General features: G+C 34.3%; 15 protein-coding genes. 11 read left to right on the top strand and 4 right to left on the bottom strand.

Annotated elements, in window-relative coordinates; genetic code table 11:
- Positions 1 to 7: 7 nt before the first annotated feature.
- Entirely contained in the window at positions 8 to 382 is a 375-nt protein-coding gene (locus BT156_RS08130) for a helix-turn-helix domain-containing protein (protein ID WP_072409003.1), read from the bottom strand.
- Between the two features lie 130 nt (positions 383 to 512).
- Here BT156_RS08130 and BT156_RS08125 point away from each other — a divergent pair, with 130 nt between their 5' ends.
- The 6 genes from BT156_RS08125 (at position 513) to BT156_RS08100 (ending at position 9,100) form a co-directional block, all read left to right on the top strand.
- A complete protein-coding gene (locus BT156_RS08125; protein WP_072409001.1) occupies positions 513 to 2,120 on the top strand; it encodes a hypothetical protein in 1,608 nt (535 codons plus the stop codon).
- 6 nt (positions 2,121 to 2,126) lie between these two features.
- The gene (locus BT156_RS08120; RefSeq protein ID WP_139255439.1) at positions 2,127 to 2,597 is read left to right on the top strand and encodes a hypothetical protein; all 471 of its coding nucleotides are present in this window, start codon (positions 2,127 to 2,129) and stop codon (positions 2,595 to 2,597) included.
- 100 nt (positions 2,598 to 2,697) lie between these two features.
- A complete protein-coding gene (locus BT156_RS08115; protein WP_072408997.1) occupies positions 2,698 to 2,943 on the top strand; it encodes a hypothetical protein in 246 nt (81 codons plus the stop codon).
- An 800-nt stretch (positions 2,944 to 3,743) separates the two neighbouring features.
- Entirely contained in the window at positions 3,744 to 5,849 is a 2,106-nt protein-coding gene (locus BT156_RS08110) for a prolyl oligopeptidase family serine peptidase (RefSeq protein ID WP_072409418.1), read from the top strand.
- 139 nt (positions 5,850 to 5,988) lie between these two features.
- Positions 5,989 to 8,109, top strand: coding sequence for a methylmalonyl-CoA mutase (scpA, locus tag BT156_RS08105; protein ID WP_072408995.1), 2,121 nt, complete (start codon positions 5,989 to 5,991; stop codon positions 8,107 to 8,109).
- A 10-nt stretch (positions 8,110 to 8,119) separates the two neighbouring features.
- Positions 8,120 to 9,100, top strand: coding sequence for a M28 family peptidase (locus BT156_RS08100; protein WP_072408993.1), 981 nt, complete (start codon positions 8,120 to 8,122; stop codon positions 9,098 to 9,100).
- A 39-nt stretch (positions 9,101 to 9,139) separates the two neighbouring features.
- Here BT156_RS08100 and BT156_RS08095 read toward each other — a convergent pair whose 3' ends face one another.
- The 3 genes from BT156_RS08095 to BT156_RS08085 are packed head-to-tail and all read right to left on the bottom strand — an operon-like array spanning position 9,140 to position 12,399.
- Entirely contained in the window at positions 9,140 to 10,300 is a 1,161-nt protein-coding gene (locus tag BT156_RS08095; protein ID WP_170857282.1) for an FtsX-like permease family protein, read from the bottom strand.
- A gap of 4 nt (positions 10,301 to 10,304) precedes the next feature.
- Positions 10,305 to 10,952, bottom strand: coding sequence for an ATP-binding cassette domain-containing protein (locus tag BT156_RS08090; RefSeq protein WP_072408990.1), 648 nt, complete (start codon positions 10,950 to 10,952; stop codon positions 10,305 to 10,307).
- On the bottom strand, positions 10,945 to 12,399 hold the full coding sequence (locus BT156_RS08085; protein ID WP_072408988.1) for a hypothetical protein: 1,455 nt from the start codon (positions 12,397 to 12,399) through the stop codon (positions 10,945 to 10,947). Before BT156_RS08085 ends, BT156_RS08090 begins: the two co-directional genes overlap by 8 nt.
- 600 nt (positions 12,400 to 12,999) lie before the next feature.
- On the opposite strand from BT156_RS08085, the gene BT156_RS08080 reads away from it, so the two are divergent.
- From BT156_RS08080 to BT156_RS08060, 5 genes are all read left to right on the top strand, one after another.
- Positions 13,000 to 13,737: a hypothetical protein gene (locus BT156_RS08080; protein ID WP_072408986.1), complete on the top strand. Its 738-nt coding sequence runs from the start codon at positions 13,000 to 13,002 to the stop codon at positions 13,735 to 13,737.
- A 27-nt stretch (positions 13,738 to 13,764) separates the two neighbouring features.
- Positions 13,765 to 15,156, top strand: a complete 1,392-nt coding sequence (locus BT156_RS08075; RefSeq protein WP_072409415.1) for an RtcB family protein — start codon at positions 13,765 to 13,767, stop codon at positions 15,154 to 15,156.
- Between the two features lie 84 nt (positions 15,157 to 15,240).
- Positions 15,241 to 15,786 carry a nucleotidyltransferase domain-containing protein gene (locus tag BT156_RS08070; RefSeq protein ID WP_072408984.1) on the top strand — a complete coding sequence of 182 codons (546 nt, stop codon included), beginning with the start codon at positions 15,241 to 15,243 and terminating at the stop codon, positions 15,784 to 15,786.
- 2 nt (positions 15,787 to 15,788) lie between these two features.
- The gene (gene prfH, locus BT156_RS08065; protein ID WP_072408981.1) at positions 15,789 to 16,487 is read left to right on the top strand and encodes a peptide chain release factor H; all 699 of its coding nucleotides are present in this window, start codon (positions 15,789 to 15,791) and stop codon (positions 16,485 to 16,487) included.
- A complete protein-coding gene (locus BT156_RS08060; protein WP_072408979.1) occupies positions 16,474 to 16,989 on the top strand; it encodes a tetratricopeptide repeat protein in 516 nt (171 codons plus the stop codon). Before prfH ends, BT156_RS08060 begins: the two co-directional genes overlap by 14 nt.
- The last annotated feature ends 8 nt before the right edge of the window (positions 16,990 to 16,997 follow it).

The raw sequence follows: 16,997 nt of genomic DNA, 5'->3' as shown, positions 1-16,997 counted from the left end.
TTATTGTTTAAGGATTAAATCTCTTTCTTAAAAACTCAATCTCTTCTTGTTGTGCTTTGATTCTTTCTTGAAATGATGACATTAACATAGCTACAGTATCTTTATCTTCTTTATAATTGTTCTCTTGATGACCAATTACATTATCAGTATTTTGTTGATTATAAATGTTTTGAGGGGTTCCATCAAAAAATTCATAAGTTGGTTTTTTTAAAATATCTGAAATAGAGATTAATCGTTCTACAGTTAACTTACTTTCGTTCTTTTCCAAGTTGGTATAAGCTGCTTGGCTTATTCCTAATTCATGCGCCATATTTTCGTGAGAAAAACCACGTTCTTTGCGAACTTCTTTTATTTTTTCTAATATTTTTTCTATTGTTTCCATGTTTTATTATCTTTAGAAATATAAGCAAATCTAATAATTTATTCTGAAATTCTAATGGTTTTTATGTAAAACTGATTAAATTGATGGGTTTTATTTTATATATTTGTCTCATTAATTAATAAATCTATAAATGATGAAAAAACTCAACTCTCTGATGCTTTTAGCATTAGTACTTCTATTTTTTAGCTGTAGGACAGAAATATTAAATGATGAAGCTACAGCATCTACTAAGAAAAATAAATTTCAACTTACTTCTAAAAGAATTTCGCTAGATCAAAGCCCGCACAAACTGATATTACTTCCTGAGATCAATAAAATCGAAACAGAATTAAAAAAATCAAAACAAAATATTTTCGGAAAAACAGTAAATTATAGAAATGGTATTTTAATAGATACAAAAAATGTAATCTATATAGAAAACGGACCCAATTATCATACCTACACATTTGCTATTATTCATGACGACGGTTCTTCTAATCCATTGGTTCAGAACTTGGTTTTATCACCACTTCCCGATGGAACCTATAAGAAACTAATTTTCACTTACAATTTTACGAAAGCCGAAAAAGAAAATATTCTTAAAGGTATTCCCGTTGATGCAAAAGGAAAAACTGTAATAACGGAACTTGGTGATACCTCAATTTCTTCTAAATCCGGTGGATGCGAATATGAACAAGAAACCATATGGAACGACTGTAGTGAAGGGATACACAACAAATTTAATGTTGGTGCGTGGGGAGAATGTACAGCCGACATCCCTCCATCGGCTCATACCATAGGATACTGGAGTTGTGAAGGTGGCGGAGGCGGAGGTGGTGACACTGAAAATCCCGGAGGTGGTTCCGGTGGAGGATCCGGTTCGGGAGGATGTGAAGCAGATGCCTTTACCGATCCTACTGATCCAACCACAAATCCCGGATTATGCGGAGGAGGAATAGTTACGGATCCTAATCTTGCAACTTCTTTTTCACTGTTTATATACTTCCTTCCCACAAGTTTAAAAAATGTTTTATATCTTCCGGAAAATGCCGACTTTTATACAGGTCTGAAAGATTTCTATGAATCTTCTAGCCAAAGCCAGCAGGAAAAGAATTTCATTACTTGGGCGATACTGTTTAAACTAAATAATCAAGATGTTTCGTGGGATCAATTTCAAAATTGGTTTTTAGTGGATGCTCCTAATAATTTTGCCCAACAGATTCTTTTGGAAAATCCAGCAACAATTCTTAATTACGAATCATTATCTTCTCCAAATTTTAAAATGAGAAAAGTTGATCAATTGAAATATCCAAACTTTACAGCGCTAGTAAAATCTCTAAAAACAGAAATACAAAATAATCCAACAACATTAAGTAAGCTTGTTGAGCTATCTGGATTAAGTGAGCAACAAGTTTTAGCAAGTTTAACTTTCGGGCAAGGACCTAATATAAGGCTTGTTCCCAACTTAACAGGTCCTTCAGGTCCTAATTATGGAAATTTTAATCCCGCAGATCCAACATATATAAATATAAATCTCGATTTTGTTTTAGGGCTTGAGCAATCTTCCTTAAGCTCTACAAGACATGCTACTGCTTTTTTGCTTGCCGTAACTATTTTACACGAATTTATTCACTTTGGAAATTATGTCACGGGTTATGATACCAATGGAAATGAAATGGGAAATTTGTTTGAAATTTCAACATATGGAATAATAATTACCCATCTTAATGCAGGTTATTATATTATACAATTAAAATAAATTAATATGAAAATTATTCCCTTATTCTTCTTAGCAATTTTAGTTTTTTTTATTAGTTGTAATAAAAAAGACATTAAAATGGAATACTTAGTTGATTCAACCATAGAAATATATAAGAAAGAACTTCCGAAAAAAATTATCTTCTATAGAGATAAAAATAATATGGATGTTAAGAATACCAAAAATTATATTTTTTTAGATGCCAAAGGGCTACTTGAAAAGAATGATGAGAATTTTCTAAGCTTATATGTAAAAAATAATGAGAAATTTAAAGTTGTAAGGATTTTAAGTTTTAAAACAGGGAAAGGGTTTACATGTACTTTTGATAATAAAGGAAAGTTACTTTCTAAAGACTTTATTCAAACAAAGTTAGAAGAAAATAAACCATTTTACATTTATTATGAAATATTAAAAAGAAAATATCCTAATTATATGAATTGGAAATTATTTCCTATTCCTAAGGATAGTTTAAGATAATAATATAAACCGCAGAACATTCTGCGGTTTTTTATTGAAACTATTTGTTGGATTCATTTTTTAATTATATTTGTTCCAATAACCTATAAATCTTTACATTATGGCAAGTACAAGCGAAACGGGGCATAATAAAAACATTGCAAACTTCAATACTGTTTATCAGATTTTAGAAGAAATGGGAGCTTTATATAGTCCTACAAATTCAAAAATTCAACTCTCAAATTTAGACCCTATTCGTAATTTGTTACAAACAGTGATAACGGAGCTAAAAACGCATCCCAAGTTCCTATTATCACATCCCAAAACCCTATTATCGTATCCTGAAATCCTAATAACGCATCCGTAAACTCAGCTAAAGTTAAGAGAACTGGAATTTGGGGAAGTGGAGAAGAAGTACGTGTTAAATTAAAAAAAGTTAATAATGCGTGGGGGTTTGATAGCGTCACATCAAGTGAACTTGGTCTTACATTAGGTGTTTGGACTTTTACTCAAATAGACTATACACAAAATACAAACGCAAATGTTCTAACTGTCGAAGTTACAGGCTATGAAAATTATAATATTTTTCTTGAAGGCTTAGGAACTGTTTATAAAGATAAAGTAATGATACGAGTAAAGATTAATAGTACAACGGGGAATATTTTTAATATAGAATTTATAGATTTGTAATAATTATGGAACATACAATTAATGAATTTAGCCTTAGTTTATTTAGTTTACAAATTGTGATGTTAATTTTTTTAATTATACTTGGATACTTTGTATATAAAATTTATAAAAAGCTAAAATAATAAAAACCGCAGAAATTTTCTGCGGTTTTTCTTTACGACCAAACCTATTGTGGATTATTTACAAAGCAACTCCTTTATCAAAAATCCACTTCGGGTTTTATGTCTCCGGACTTGCTTTTTAATTAAATCCCTTTGAGGTTTTTTTAAAAGCTATAGGTTTGTAATAAAACTCCTTTTAGTTTTATTATTCCAGACAAGCTTTGTAATGAAACTGTAAATTATTCATAGTAAATCTTTTGTAATTTTATCGAAACATGATTTTGTATTGATTGTAATGCGAATATGATATGGTTATTGCAAAAACAAGAGTTTTCTATATGAAATGGATTACGTATTTTTGAGAAAATCGTTCGATATGAATTTTAAACCTATCTTATTAACAGCTGGAGTTTTGTTTTCAGCAACATTTTATTCTCAAAAAATGAATTATCCTAAAGCATTAAAAGGTAATCAGACAGATACTTATTTCGGAACTGCGGTGGCAGATCCCTTCAGAGATTTAGAAAATGATTCTCAGGCGACCAAAAAATGGGTAGATGAAGAGGTGAGTTTTACTCAAAACTATCTTTCGAAAATCCCTTTCAGAGATCAGATCAAAAATCAATTGAAAGAAATCTGGAATTACGAAAAAATCTCCGCGCCCTTTAAAGAAGGTGATTATACATACTATTCTAAGAATGACGGTTTACAGGCTCAGTCGGTTTACTACAGAACAAATAATAAAACTAAGGTAACTGAGGTTTTCTTGGATCCGAATAAATTTTCAGAGAAAGGAACAACGTCTTTAGCTCAGCTATCTTTCAATAAAAAAGGAACTTTAGCAGGATATTCTATTTCCGAAGGGGGAAGCGACTGGAACAAGATCATCATCATTGACGCGATTACGAAAAAGCAGATCGATGAGACTTTAGTTGATGTAAAATTCAGCGGAATTTCTTGGCTGGGTGATGAAGGTTTCTATTATTCAAGCTATGACAAGCCGAAAGAAGGAACTGTACTTTCCGGAATGACAGATAAGCACAAAGTATATTTCCATAAATTAGGAACAAAGCAGTCTGAAGATCAATTGATTTTTGGAGGTGAAAAAACGCCTAGAAGATATTTGGGAGCGTATGTGACGGAAGACCAAAGATATTTGGTGATTTCTGCAGCAAATGCAACCAACGGGAATGAACTATACATAAAAGATCTTAAAAAGGGAGGCGATTTTGTTCAGATCAATAAAGGATTTGATATTAATGCCAATATTGTTGATACAGATGGAGACGATATCTTTATTTCTACGGATAAAGATGCTCCCAATATGCGTTTGGTAAAAACAACGATCAAAAATCCTGCTCCTGAAACTTGGAAAAATGTAATTCCTGAAACTGAAAATGTTCTTGGCGTTAATTCTGCAGGCGGATATTTCTTCGCAACCTATATGATCGATGCCATTGATCAGGTGAAACAATATGACAAAACCGGAAAGCTGATCAGAGAAATTACTCTTCCGGGAAAAGGAACGGTAAATGGTTTTGGCGGAAAGAAAACTGAGAAAGAACTATACTTCTCATTCGGAAATTACATCACGCCGGGAACAATTTATAAATTCAATGCTGATTCCGGAAAATCAGAAGTATATCAAAAACCTAAAGTGAAATTCAATCCTGAAGATTATGTTTCAGAGCAGGTTTTCTATACATCAAAAGACGGAACAAAAGTTCCTATGATGATCAATTATAAGAAAGGAACTAAGCTTGATGGAAAAAATCCTACGATTCTTTATGCTTACGGAGGTTTCAATGTAAGTTTACAGCCTGGTTTCTCTGTTTCAAATGCAATCTGGATGGAAAATGGTGGTGTATATGCCGTTCCAAACATCCGTGGAGGCGGGGAATATGGAAAAAAATGGCATGATGCAGGGACAAAACTTCAAAAGAAGAATGTTTTTGATGATTTTATTGCTGCAGGAGAATATCTGCAAAGTAAAGGGTATACTTCTAAAGAATATATGGCCATTTCTGGGGGCTCAAACGGAGGATTGCTTGTAGGAGCAACAATGACTATTCGTCCCGACTTGGCGAGAGTAGCATTTCCGGCAGTTGGTGTATTGGATATGTTGAGGTATAATAAATTTACAGCCGGTGCAGGGTGGTCTTATGACTACGGAACTGCAGAAGACAGTAAAGAAATGTTTGAATATCTGAAATCATACTCACCTTTACACAATGTGAAAAAGGTTTGCTATCCATCAACAATGGTAACAACGAGTGATCATGATGACAGAGTAGTTCCTGCCCATTCATTCAAATTCGGAGCAGAATTACAGGAAAAACAAAGCTGTGACAATCCTGTTTTATTAAGAATTGAAAAGAATGCAGGTCACGGTGCCGGAAGATCTACAGAACAGATCATCGGTGAAAGTGCAGATAAAATGTCTTTCGCTTTGTATGAGATGGGAATTAAAACTTTAAAGTAATAAGTCAGCCTATTATATTTGATAAAATCCGGATACGCATCCGGATTTTTCTTTTGTTAAATATCAGATAAACTTAAAGTTAATGTAAGTTTCATGTTTCATGCAAAAAAATTAACTTTACAGAGATAAAATTAGTGGAATGCGAAAGATAATTTCTGTAAAAAAACCGAACTTCAGTGTATTGCCTCAGGAAAGAGAAGTATATAGTTTCGAAAAAGATGGATTAGAGTTAAAATCATCTTATACAAAAGACGATGTTAAGAATGAATCTTTAACACAGACTTCTCCGGGAATTGCACCTTATTTAAGAGGTCCTTATTCTACAATGTATGTTCAGAAACCTTGGACGGTTCGTCAGTATGCAGGTTTTTCTACGGCAGAAGAGTCTAATGCATTTTACAGAAGAAACTTGGCTGCAGGTCAAAAAGGACTTTCCGTAGCTTTCGATTTAGCGACACACAGAGGATATGATTCCGATCACGCAAGAGTTGTTGGTGACGTTGGAAAAGCTGGTGTTGCGATTGATTCTGTTGAGGATATGAAGATCTTGTTTAATGAAATTCCATTAGATCAGATCTCGGTTTCTATGACAATGAACGGGGCGGTATTGCCGATTTTGTCTTTCTATATCGTGGCGGCAGAAGAACAGGGTGTAAAGCAGGAACTTCTTTCAGGAACCATTCAGAATGATATTTTGAAGGAATTCATGGTAAGAAATACCTACATTTATCCACCGGCACCTTCCATGAAAATTATCGCTGATATTTTTGAATATACAGCACAAAATATTCCGAAATTCAACTCAATTTCTATTTCAGGCTATCACATGCAGGAAGCGGGAGCAACTCCGGTTTTGGAAATGGCTTACACGTTAGCAGACGGATTAGAATATGTAAGAACAGGGATAAAAGCAGGAATGAATGTCGATGAGTTTGCTCCAAGATTATCTTTTTTCTGGGCAATCGGGATGAATCACTTCATGGAAATTGCTAAAATGAGAGCCGCAAGATATATCTGGGCTGAATTGTTGAAGCAATTCAATCCTCAGAACCCAAAATCGTTAGCATTAAGAACGCATTCTCAAACTTCCGGTTGGTCTTTAACAGAGCAGGAACCTTTTAATAATATCACAAGAACGGCGATTGAAGCGTTATCTTCAGCGTTGGGAGGAACGCAGTCTTTACATACAAATGCTTTGGATGAAGCAATTGCGTTACCAACAGATTATTCAGCTAAAATTGCCAGAAATACCCAAATTATCCTTCAACAGGAAAGCGGAATCTGCGATGTTGTAGATCCGATGGGAGGAAGTAATTTAGTTGAAAGCCTTACCCAGCAGATGATCGAAGAAGCAATGAAATACATCGATGAGGTTGAGAAGGAAGGCGGAATGACAAAAGCCATTGAAGCCGGAATTCCAAAAATGAGAATCGAAGAAGCTGCTGCCAAAAAACAAGCTAAAATTGATAGCGGAGAAGAATTTATCATTGGGGTGAATTCATTCAGATCTTCACTAAAACAGACTCAAATTGAGATTTTAGATATTGATAATACGGAAGTTCGTAGAAAGCAGATCGAAAGATTAGAATCAATAAAGAAAGAAAGAGATGCAGATGCTGTTGAGGAGATTTTAAACAAAATCAGAGAATCTGCAAAAACAGGAAAAGGAAATCTTCTGGCACTATGTATTGAAGCGGCTCGCAGAAGAGTAACACTGGGCGAAATGAGCGATGCTATGGAAGAAAGCTTTGGAAGATATAAAGCAAATATTAGAACAATTTCTGGAGTATATGCCATGAATGCAGGAAAAAATGAATATTTCGGACAAGCCCTTGCGCTCACGCAAAAATTTGAAGAGGAAGAAGGACGTCGTCCAAGATTGATGGTCGCTAAAATGGGTCAGGACGGTCACGACAGAGGAGCCAAAGTAGTCGCAACAGCATTTGCCGACATGGGATTTGATGTGGATGTTGCTCCGTTATTCCAGACTCCGGAAGAGGTGGCCAAACAGGCGGTGGAAAATGATATTCATATTTTAGGAGTGTCTTCTCTGGCGGCTGGCCATAAGACATTGGTTCCTCAAGTTGTTGAAGAGTTGAAAAAGTTAGGAGCAGATGATGTTACAATTGTTGTTGGAGGGGTAATTCCACAGCAGGATTATGAATTTTTGTATGCCAACGGCGCAGATTTCATCTTTGGCCCAGGAACTAATCTTCCAAAATGTGCAGTAGACATTTTGAAGAGGTTTTTAGGTGAATAAATAATTTGTAATGAATTTTAAAAACATATTAAAACCTACGAAGAGAAAAATCATTCTTTTCGTGGGTTTATTTTTTATCAGTATTTTTATTTTTGATTCTTTTAGAGGATGTCAGGCAGCGGAAAAATCGCCTGTTCCGGCTGATATAAATTTGGTTAGAGAACATTTAACTGCACTTACGAAAACACCAGAATTCCGTAACTATAAAAATCTAAATCAGCTCAATACCATTGCGGAATATATTCATCAAAACTTCAATAAATACAGCGATAGTACGAGTTTTCAAGAATATAAAGTCGGAGAAGAAACATATAAAAATGTAATCTGCTCTTTCGGGACGGAAAACAAAAAAAGAATCATTATTGGTGCTCATTATGATGTCTGCGGAGATCAACAGGGAGCGGATGATAATGCGACAGGAGTTACAGCCTTGCTGGAATTGGCAAGAATGCTTAAAGGGCAAAAACTCAATTACAGAATAGATTTGGTAGCGTACACTTTGGAAGAACCACCATATTTCAGAACAGAAAATATGGGCAGTTACGTTCATGCAAAATATCTGAAAGACAACAATATTGATGTGTACGGAATGGCAAGCGTAGAAATGATAGGATATTTTAAAGACGAAGAAAATTCTCAGGATTATCCTTTGGGAATTCTTTCTTGGGTGTATGGAAATAAAGGAGATTATATTACTTTGGTTAGAAAAATTGGAGCAGGAAATTTCGTGAAAAATTTTATTGAAGAATTTAAAGATTCCAATCAAGTCAAAACGAAAACCTTTTCCGCTCCAAAATTTGTGACCGGAATCGATTATTCCGATCATTTAAACTATTGGAAGTTTGGCTATTCCGCTATGATGATCACCGATACTTCTTTTTTCAGAAATAAAAATTATCATCAAACAACAGACACATTGGAAACATTGGATTTAAAGAGAATGACAAAAGTAATTGACGGTATTTTCCTCAGCTTAATTCATTTAAAATAAAGAAAAATGACTACCAAAATTGATAGCCATTTGTTTATTCTATATTTTCCATGAACGGAGTAACCATTGGTAAATCAATTCTTTCACAAAGAAATAAACCAAGATCGGGATAATAATAATCGCCATCCAAAGCCAAGGATTAATATAGATTGATAACAATCCGTTCGATACACTGGATTTCGCCAGAAAATACTGTCCGGCAGCTATTAAAATTAAACTTAAAGCTAAGACAATCATTACGTTAACGCTGAAGCGTTTGCTGATATCACTCACCATCTTTTTCGGTGAATATCCCAAGCTGTTTTTAATAGAAACTTCTTCTTGCTTTTCTAAAAACTGAATTTTGATAAAGCTAACAATAATGTACAGGCATAATGCAAAAATGAAAATACCTAATATGGCAATCGCCTTTAAAACAAGGAAAAGTTTAGACTTTATCTTGGCAGAACGCAGACTTTCCTGATTCGATTCATAATTGTTTTCTTTCATTTTTGAGATCAAACCTTCATCTCCGGAATCTTTCACCTGAACCAAAACTCTGTTATAGATTTTAGGTTGATTCGCAAGTTGAGGTTTTTCAGCTAAATTCAAAGAATCCAGAAATTTTTTCGGAATCAAAACGGAATGAATTCGATCTGAAAGTCCAACCATTCTTCCTTTATACGTCTTGTTTTGTTTGTTGACGACAATATTAATGTTGATCTCAATTTTCTTGGCAAAATCTTCTGAAATTTGCGGAAGTCCTTGATTTAAAGCAAATCCATAATTATAAAGATTCAGATATTCCCTTGAAATAATGATCGGAATTACATCTCCTTTCACCTGAAATTCATCATCTGTCAACGGAACATCAATCGCTTTTAAATCCAGACCTTCAAAATAAAGATCGGTATAAAAAGGAATAAAATCGCCGCCGTTTGCAGAAGCCTTAAATTCATTCGCAGAAAAAGGATAAACCGTCTTTATTTCAGACCATTTTTTCAGTTTTGCAACATCATTCTCGTTAAAGCCAAGAAGTTCTTTTCTTCCGATATTATCTGGCGTCAATTTTTTACTGAAAGTCAGCCAATAGTTGCTGTCACTGCTTTTGCTTCCGAAAAGTCTGTTGGCATTTTCGTACAGTTGCAGGCAGGATATCACAAGAATGAATGCAATAAACAAACCTGCGTATAATATGATTGAGTTAAAAATTTTCTTCATAAGCTTATAAATGAAGAATTTGATAATCATGTTCAAAAGGGAATTCATTGAGTTCAAAAAATAAAACTGAACTTCCGTTTTTTTGAGACACTTCATTAATTAATGAAAAAGCAATCTTTTTGTTCTCCATATCCAGGTGACTGAAACATTCGTCGTAGATCAGAAAATCGGTAGGATTCACTAAACTTCTCACGATTGCGCTTCTTTGTCTTTCTCCATACGAGCAGTTTTCTGCTTTCTTGTTTAATAAACTTTCAACGCCTAATCTTGATGCATATTCTTCCATAAGCGGAATGAATTTTTTTCGATCCTGATTAAAAACACGCAACAGAATATTCTCAGAAATCGTAAGATCTTTAATCAATCTCACGTCCTGAAATAATAAGCTTACACGGTCTTTTCTATTTTCTACAATCTTTTCAAGATGAAGGTTTTTTACAATCTGCTGATCATATTTTATATTACCTTCATACTGAAAATGCGTTCCTAGAATTGCAGTTGCCAAGGTAGATTTTCCACTCCCGGAAGGCGCAACAATCAGGAATTTCTTCCCTTTCTGGAAAGTGATATTCTTTTTCCAGATCTGTGACTGTTCCAAATCTTTGGGAGTGAAATATTTAGGAGAAATATTTTCTAAAACAATATTATCCATTCATTATCAAATAATACAATGCGTTTTCATCTTTTTTGTCTAAAGTAAATACCGTTTTAGAAACCATGTTTCCACCGTCTTCTTTAGTTTCGTTCACCATATCTATGATCTTCACCTCAGGTTTTTCTTTGTTGGTATTGTATTCTTTACCGTCTGACCAAGAATAAGCAGTAACACCTGATTTTTTATCAAGTTTGGCATTTTTTCCGGCCTTTTTATTTTGGAACTGATAAATTACATTATTCTCTTCAGAGAAAATCACCTGATTATCAGTGATCATATACTTTTTGCTTTGACCTAGAGGACCAGCCAGCAAAGAAGTAAGATCAGCCTTTTTCTTAGGATTAAATCCTAAAACCACTGCATTTTTTGATCTGTAATAATCCATAGAATCAGAAGGAAGAGATTTGAAATCCACAAATGCATAATCTCCCGTGAAAGTAGAAGTAATGTCTTCCAGTGTTTTGTCGGTTGAAGATAAATAATGATTGATCGTAGCCTCAAAACCAGCTTCTTTAATCAGATATTTCATAAAATCAAGACTGAAAAATCCGATAGAGAAAGATTTAGCATTATCAAGTTCTACATTTTTTACCAAGTCGTAATTGATCTTATTTTTATTGTAATATTTTTCAACAATTTTCTTCATATCTGCGTTGAAGAAAGTTTTGGTATCCATTTCAGATTTCCCTTTGTCAAAATTAAAATCGAAACCAATTCCGGAATCTTTTATTAATTTATTCACAGCAAGAGTTTCTATATAACCTTTTGACGCATAGCTTGCAACAGCCGAAAGGTTTACCCATCCACTGATGTCTTTATCACCCACCAAAGATTGATCTACCTGATCTTTTATTGCAGAATTTGAAGTTCCTTTACGGCTCCAGAAATCTGTGAAATATTTTTCATTAAGGGTAGAAGAAGTATTAACACCTGGAGTGTTCATATAATCATAACCAGCATAAGGATTATATTTCTTATCAGTTGTTACGATGGCCATATCACCTTTTATGCTTCCGCTTAATTTACCATCTACGTAGATGTAATCTTTTTTGTCAACCGTTACTTTACTTTTGGTAAGATCAGACATACTTTTTTGGAATTTTGCCTTGTCATCAACCCAGAAAAAAGCTTTTACATCTGGATCATAAGTTGATTTTCCCTGATCGACGATAAAATAAAAGGGTTTGTCAATATTAATACCTGATTCTTTAGGTTTGCTGACTAATTGTAAGAAGAATTTTTCCTCTTCTTTTAGATCTTTCTTTTCTTTCAATATCTTCTCAACAGGAATTTTATCAGAAATCGTTTTAAGATTTACTCTTGATAATCCTAATGTTGCATCTGTGGTATAATTCAGAATATCACTGTTCTTGTTAGAATTACAGGAGAATAGAACCGCGACTGCGAATACGTAAAATAACGTTCTCAATAAAGTGTTTTTCATAGTTTTTATTATAAGAAAACAAATATACTCTTTTGTAAATTAGGAGAATAAAATTTCATCTCAAAGAGACTTATTTACAGCGAAATATCAAAAAAATAAAAATAAAATCTTGATTTTCAATAATTTTTATATATTTGCACCAGAAAATAAAGTTTAACCAATTAAAAAACAACGAAGCAATGTTCAAATTAGATCATAATTCTCCTTTCGGTTTGCCACTTATGGTGGTGAGGCTTCGTGGTTTGGTACACTCTTAGAATAACAGTACAATGATATATCAAAACCCGAAGTCGCAAGATTTCGGGTTTTTTATTGCGCAATAATTCAAACTTCAAGTTTCCCCGAAATCATTTTTAATACAATTTAGGAGCTATTTCCCGCTTTCCGCTATATCTTTTTTGTCATTGCTTTTTTCAAGCCATCGCAAAAAAAGGATGTCGCTGCAATCGGGGCTAATGATAACGCTCTGCCAATAAACCTCATAGGTTTCAAAAACCTATGAGGTTTGAAGAACTCATCAACTAAAATGTTAGTTGACAAAGATTTAATGTGGCGTATAGAAATCAAACTTTCATACCTCACCTCTAATGTCTATAATTAATGGAAAATGATAACCTTCTGTTTTCAAGATTAAGAAGTCTGAGAAGCAGAAAAAGAATAGTAAAAAAAGATGTAGAAAAACAGATCAGAAAAAAGTATAAACGTAGTAAAGAACTTTGGAAAATTAAAAGAGATATTCCTTGGATTGCTTTAGAAGAGCCATATCAAAGAGGTTTTGTAAGATTCTTCGCTGTAACAGAAGAAGTAATGAGAACGAAAGACGCAGATTTCTTTGAAGGGATTCTTAAGAAAATCAACACATTCATGTATTCGGAAATCCGCCACTTTTTAAAAAAGAAAAGAAAATTCGGACGAAGAATCTATGTGGAGAGAGAACAAAAATTAAAATCTATTTCATCCTATGAATGGAATAATCCAAAAATCCAATTTGCAGCTCGAGAAAGACAATACTTTTTAAAAAGAAGAGAATATTGTCCTTTCCGCAAAATGTATTACGATTACTACGATTTCATTGAACCTTGGAGATTTACTTTAAGAATAAAGCCAAATATGATTACGCATTACAAGCCTGTAAATGCAGAGTTGGAAAAGGAATATGCAGAAGTAGAATTTTATGTAAAGCAATATAAAGTTCAAGGAATTATTCAAAAGAAAATTTATGGCAAATCAAATTCATGGAAAATTAAATATGAATCTGATCTCAACGAAAGTAGAAAATACTTTCACTACAAAAAAATGTCCGCAACAGAGTTTGCAGATTATTTTATGGACGAATGAGTCCAACAAATGTTTAAAACAAAAACAATGGGAAATTTAAAACTTAAAGGAAAAGATATATTAAAAATAGGCTATCCAAATAATCAAAGTGTAAACATCGCTTTGGAAGTCATGAAAAGAAATTTTGCAACAAAAAACATTCATCATGTGAAATCTCTTTTAAAGGAAATTCTGACCAATCCGGAAGATTTTGAAAAAGATTTAACCTTCGGACAAATTGCGGAAGCGTTGCTTTCATCAAAGAAAACCGAAAAAAGAATGTTGAATGCCAATCGTACTTCTTTTCAGATTTTCGGGAACAATATTTCGGATGAAGCAAAAAATCAATTATACACAGGATTGAAACTTTCGATTGCAATTCAAGGCGCCTTAATGCCCGATGCACACAGCGGTTACGGACTTCCGATAGGCGGAGTTCTCGCTGTAGAAAATGCAGTAATTCCTTACGGAGTCGGTATGGATATTGGCTGCAGAATGAGCCTCAGTATTTTGGATACTCCTATTTCATATCTGGACGGAGCAAGAGATAAATATGAAAAAGCTCTTGCCGAACATACCAAATTCGGGATGTATGAAACGCATAAATCTCACGGTGATCACGAAATTTTCGACAGAGATACATTCGATATGATTCCGATTTTGAAAAGATTAAAAGGAAAAGCCATCAAACAAATGGGTAGTTCCGGCGGTGGAAACCACTTTGTAGAATTCGGGGAAGTTGAAATCACGGAAGAAGATGAGCAAATCGGACTTCCAAAAGGAAAATACCTTGGAATTCTTTCTCACAGCGGTTCGCGCGGTTTGGGAGCTGAGATTGCTCAATATTATTCAAGAGTTGCGACAGAACAATGTCCGTTGCCAAAAGAAGCACAAAACTTCGCCTGGCTGGATTTGAGCACGCATCTCGGATTAGAATACTGGACGGCTATGAATTTGGCTGGAGATTATGCTTCGGCCTGCCACGACGATATTCACAGAAGATTGGTGAAAGCGGTCGGCGGCAGAGTAAAAGCTAAAATCGAAAATCATCACAATTTCGCATGGAAAGAAATCCACAACGGAAAAGAAATGATTGTTCACCGAAAAGGCGCAACTCCTGCCAACGAAAATGAATTGGGAATGATTCCCGGATCAATGACCGCAAAAGGTTTCATCGTTCGCGGAAAAGGAAATCCGGATTCGTTGAATTCAGCTTCACACGGTGCGGGGAGGGCTTTTTCGAGGGGAGAGTGTAGAAATCTTTTCACTCAAAATGACATCAAAAAAGAATTAAAACTCAAAAATGTCACTTTGATAGGCGGAAATACCGAAGAAGCACCAATGGCATACAAAGACATCAACGAAGTCATGAATGCCCAAAGCGAATTGGTAGATATCCTCGGAACTTTTCAACCAAGAATTGTGAGGATGGATAGATAAACTGGTTGATAGGTTATAGTTGTTGGTTGATGGATTTTGACTGACAACTATCAACTGTCAACAAATCAACAAAAATTAACAAAAATGGGAGCACCACATAATATAAAAAGATACGGTGAAGTCTGGCCGGAATTTAGAATTCAACACGGACTGGAAATTTTAGAAAAATTAAAAAATAAAGTCATTTTATCAGGAGGCTGGGCGTGGCATTTTATGTCTGAAATCGGACATACGGAATACAAACACGCTCACGACCATAAGGATATTGATGTTTTTGTAAATAAAGAAAATGTAGCTGAAGTCGTTATGATTCTTCAGCAGGAAGGTTTTCAGAAAGTATGGACGCGTTACGATCATTTGCCAAGCGAAGAGAACTTCCGCAGGTATGAGAAAACAATCGAACTGGAAAACGAAAAATTCCACAGGATAACGATTGATTTCTTTGAAAGAAATGATTTAGAAACCGTAGAAACAAACGGATTTACTGTTGTAAGACCCGATGTTTTACTTTCATTTTACAGAAATATTCATTCCAGTGATAAATGTTGGGCAGTCATGGCTGCAAAAGATTTATTAGAAAAAGGAATTAATCCTGTCGGTCATCCGAGATTAAGTGAAATGCCAAAATAACAATGGACAAATTAATACAAATAACCTCCGGAAGAGGACCTTTAGAATGCCAATGGGTAGTAGCGAAAGTTCTGAAGGTTTTCCTTGAGGAAGCAAAAGATAACAAAATAGATTACGAAATCATACACCGAGAAAACGGTGATGAAAATCTGACATTAAAATCCGTAACTATCCTTTTAAAAGCAAAAGAGTTAAAAGAATTTTTAAAAACTTGGTTGGGAAGCATTTGTTGGACAGGAAAAAGTACATTCCGGAAACTGCACAAAAGAAGCAATTGGTTCATCGGTGTTTTTGAACTAGAAGGATTGGAGAAAATCAATTTTAATGAAAAAGATATTCAATTCCAAACAACGAGAAGCCAGGGAAGCGGCGGGCAAAATGTGAATAAAGTAAACACAGCCGTTCGTGCAACTCATTTGCCGACAGGGCAAAGTGTTTTCGTACAGGACACACGTTCACAATTGGAGAATAAAAAATTATCTGTCACGAGATTAAAAGAAAAAGTTTTGGAACAGAATATTATTCAACTTCAAAAACGAATGCAGGAAACCTGGAACAATCATTTGCAGGTGCAAAGAGGAAGTCCGACCCGTACATTTTCCGGAACAGATTTTAAAAAGAACTATCAGGAAAAATCTTTCAAAAAGCAAAGAAACGTCCTGAAAAACGAATTAAAAAACTACAAAAATGACCTTAACTAAAAGTAAATATTACTTCGAGGCTTTAGATAATTATCCTTATAGTTTACCGGATTGTCTGGAAGCGCTGAATTATGCGCTGTCCTACGATCCTGAAGACGCAGACAGCTTATGTCTGATGGGAAGAATCTACAGCGAAATGTTAATAGATTACGAAAAAGCAAAGCTGTATTTTGAAGAAGCAATGCTCTGCGATGTGACGAACTTGAATGTTCCACAATATTACATCAAATGTCTTTTGGATAACGAAGATTTCCATGAAGCTGAAAAGCTGATTCGGTATTCATTGAAAATCAAAGGGATCGATAAATCAATGATATGGCTTTATCGATCTTTGCTTTCCGAGAAAAGAGGAAGTTTAATAAATGCTTTGAAGTTTTTAAATGAGGCAGAAAAGTATTGTTTCACATCCTGCAGTCTTGATTTAATAAAAGAGCGCAAAAAATTTGTGAAATCTAAAATTCCGAAGAAAAAACGAACTAAAAAGAAGGAGGAGACCAAATAAGTCTCCTT

Source organism: Chryseobacterium limigenitum, assembly GCF_900114875.1.
GTDB lineage: Bacteria > Bacteroidota > Bacteroidia > Flavobacteriales > Weeksellaceae > Chryseobacterium > Chryseobacterium limigenitum.
The sequence above is the reverse complement of the archived record's forward strand: the minus strand, read 5'-3'. Positions and strand labels throughout refer to the sequence as shown.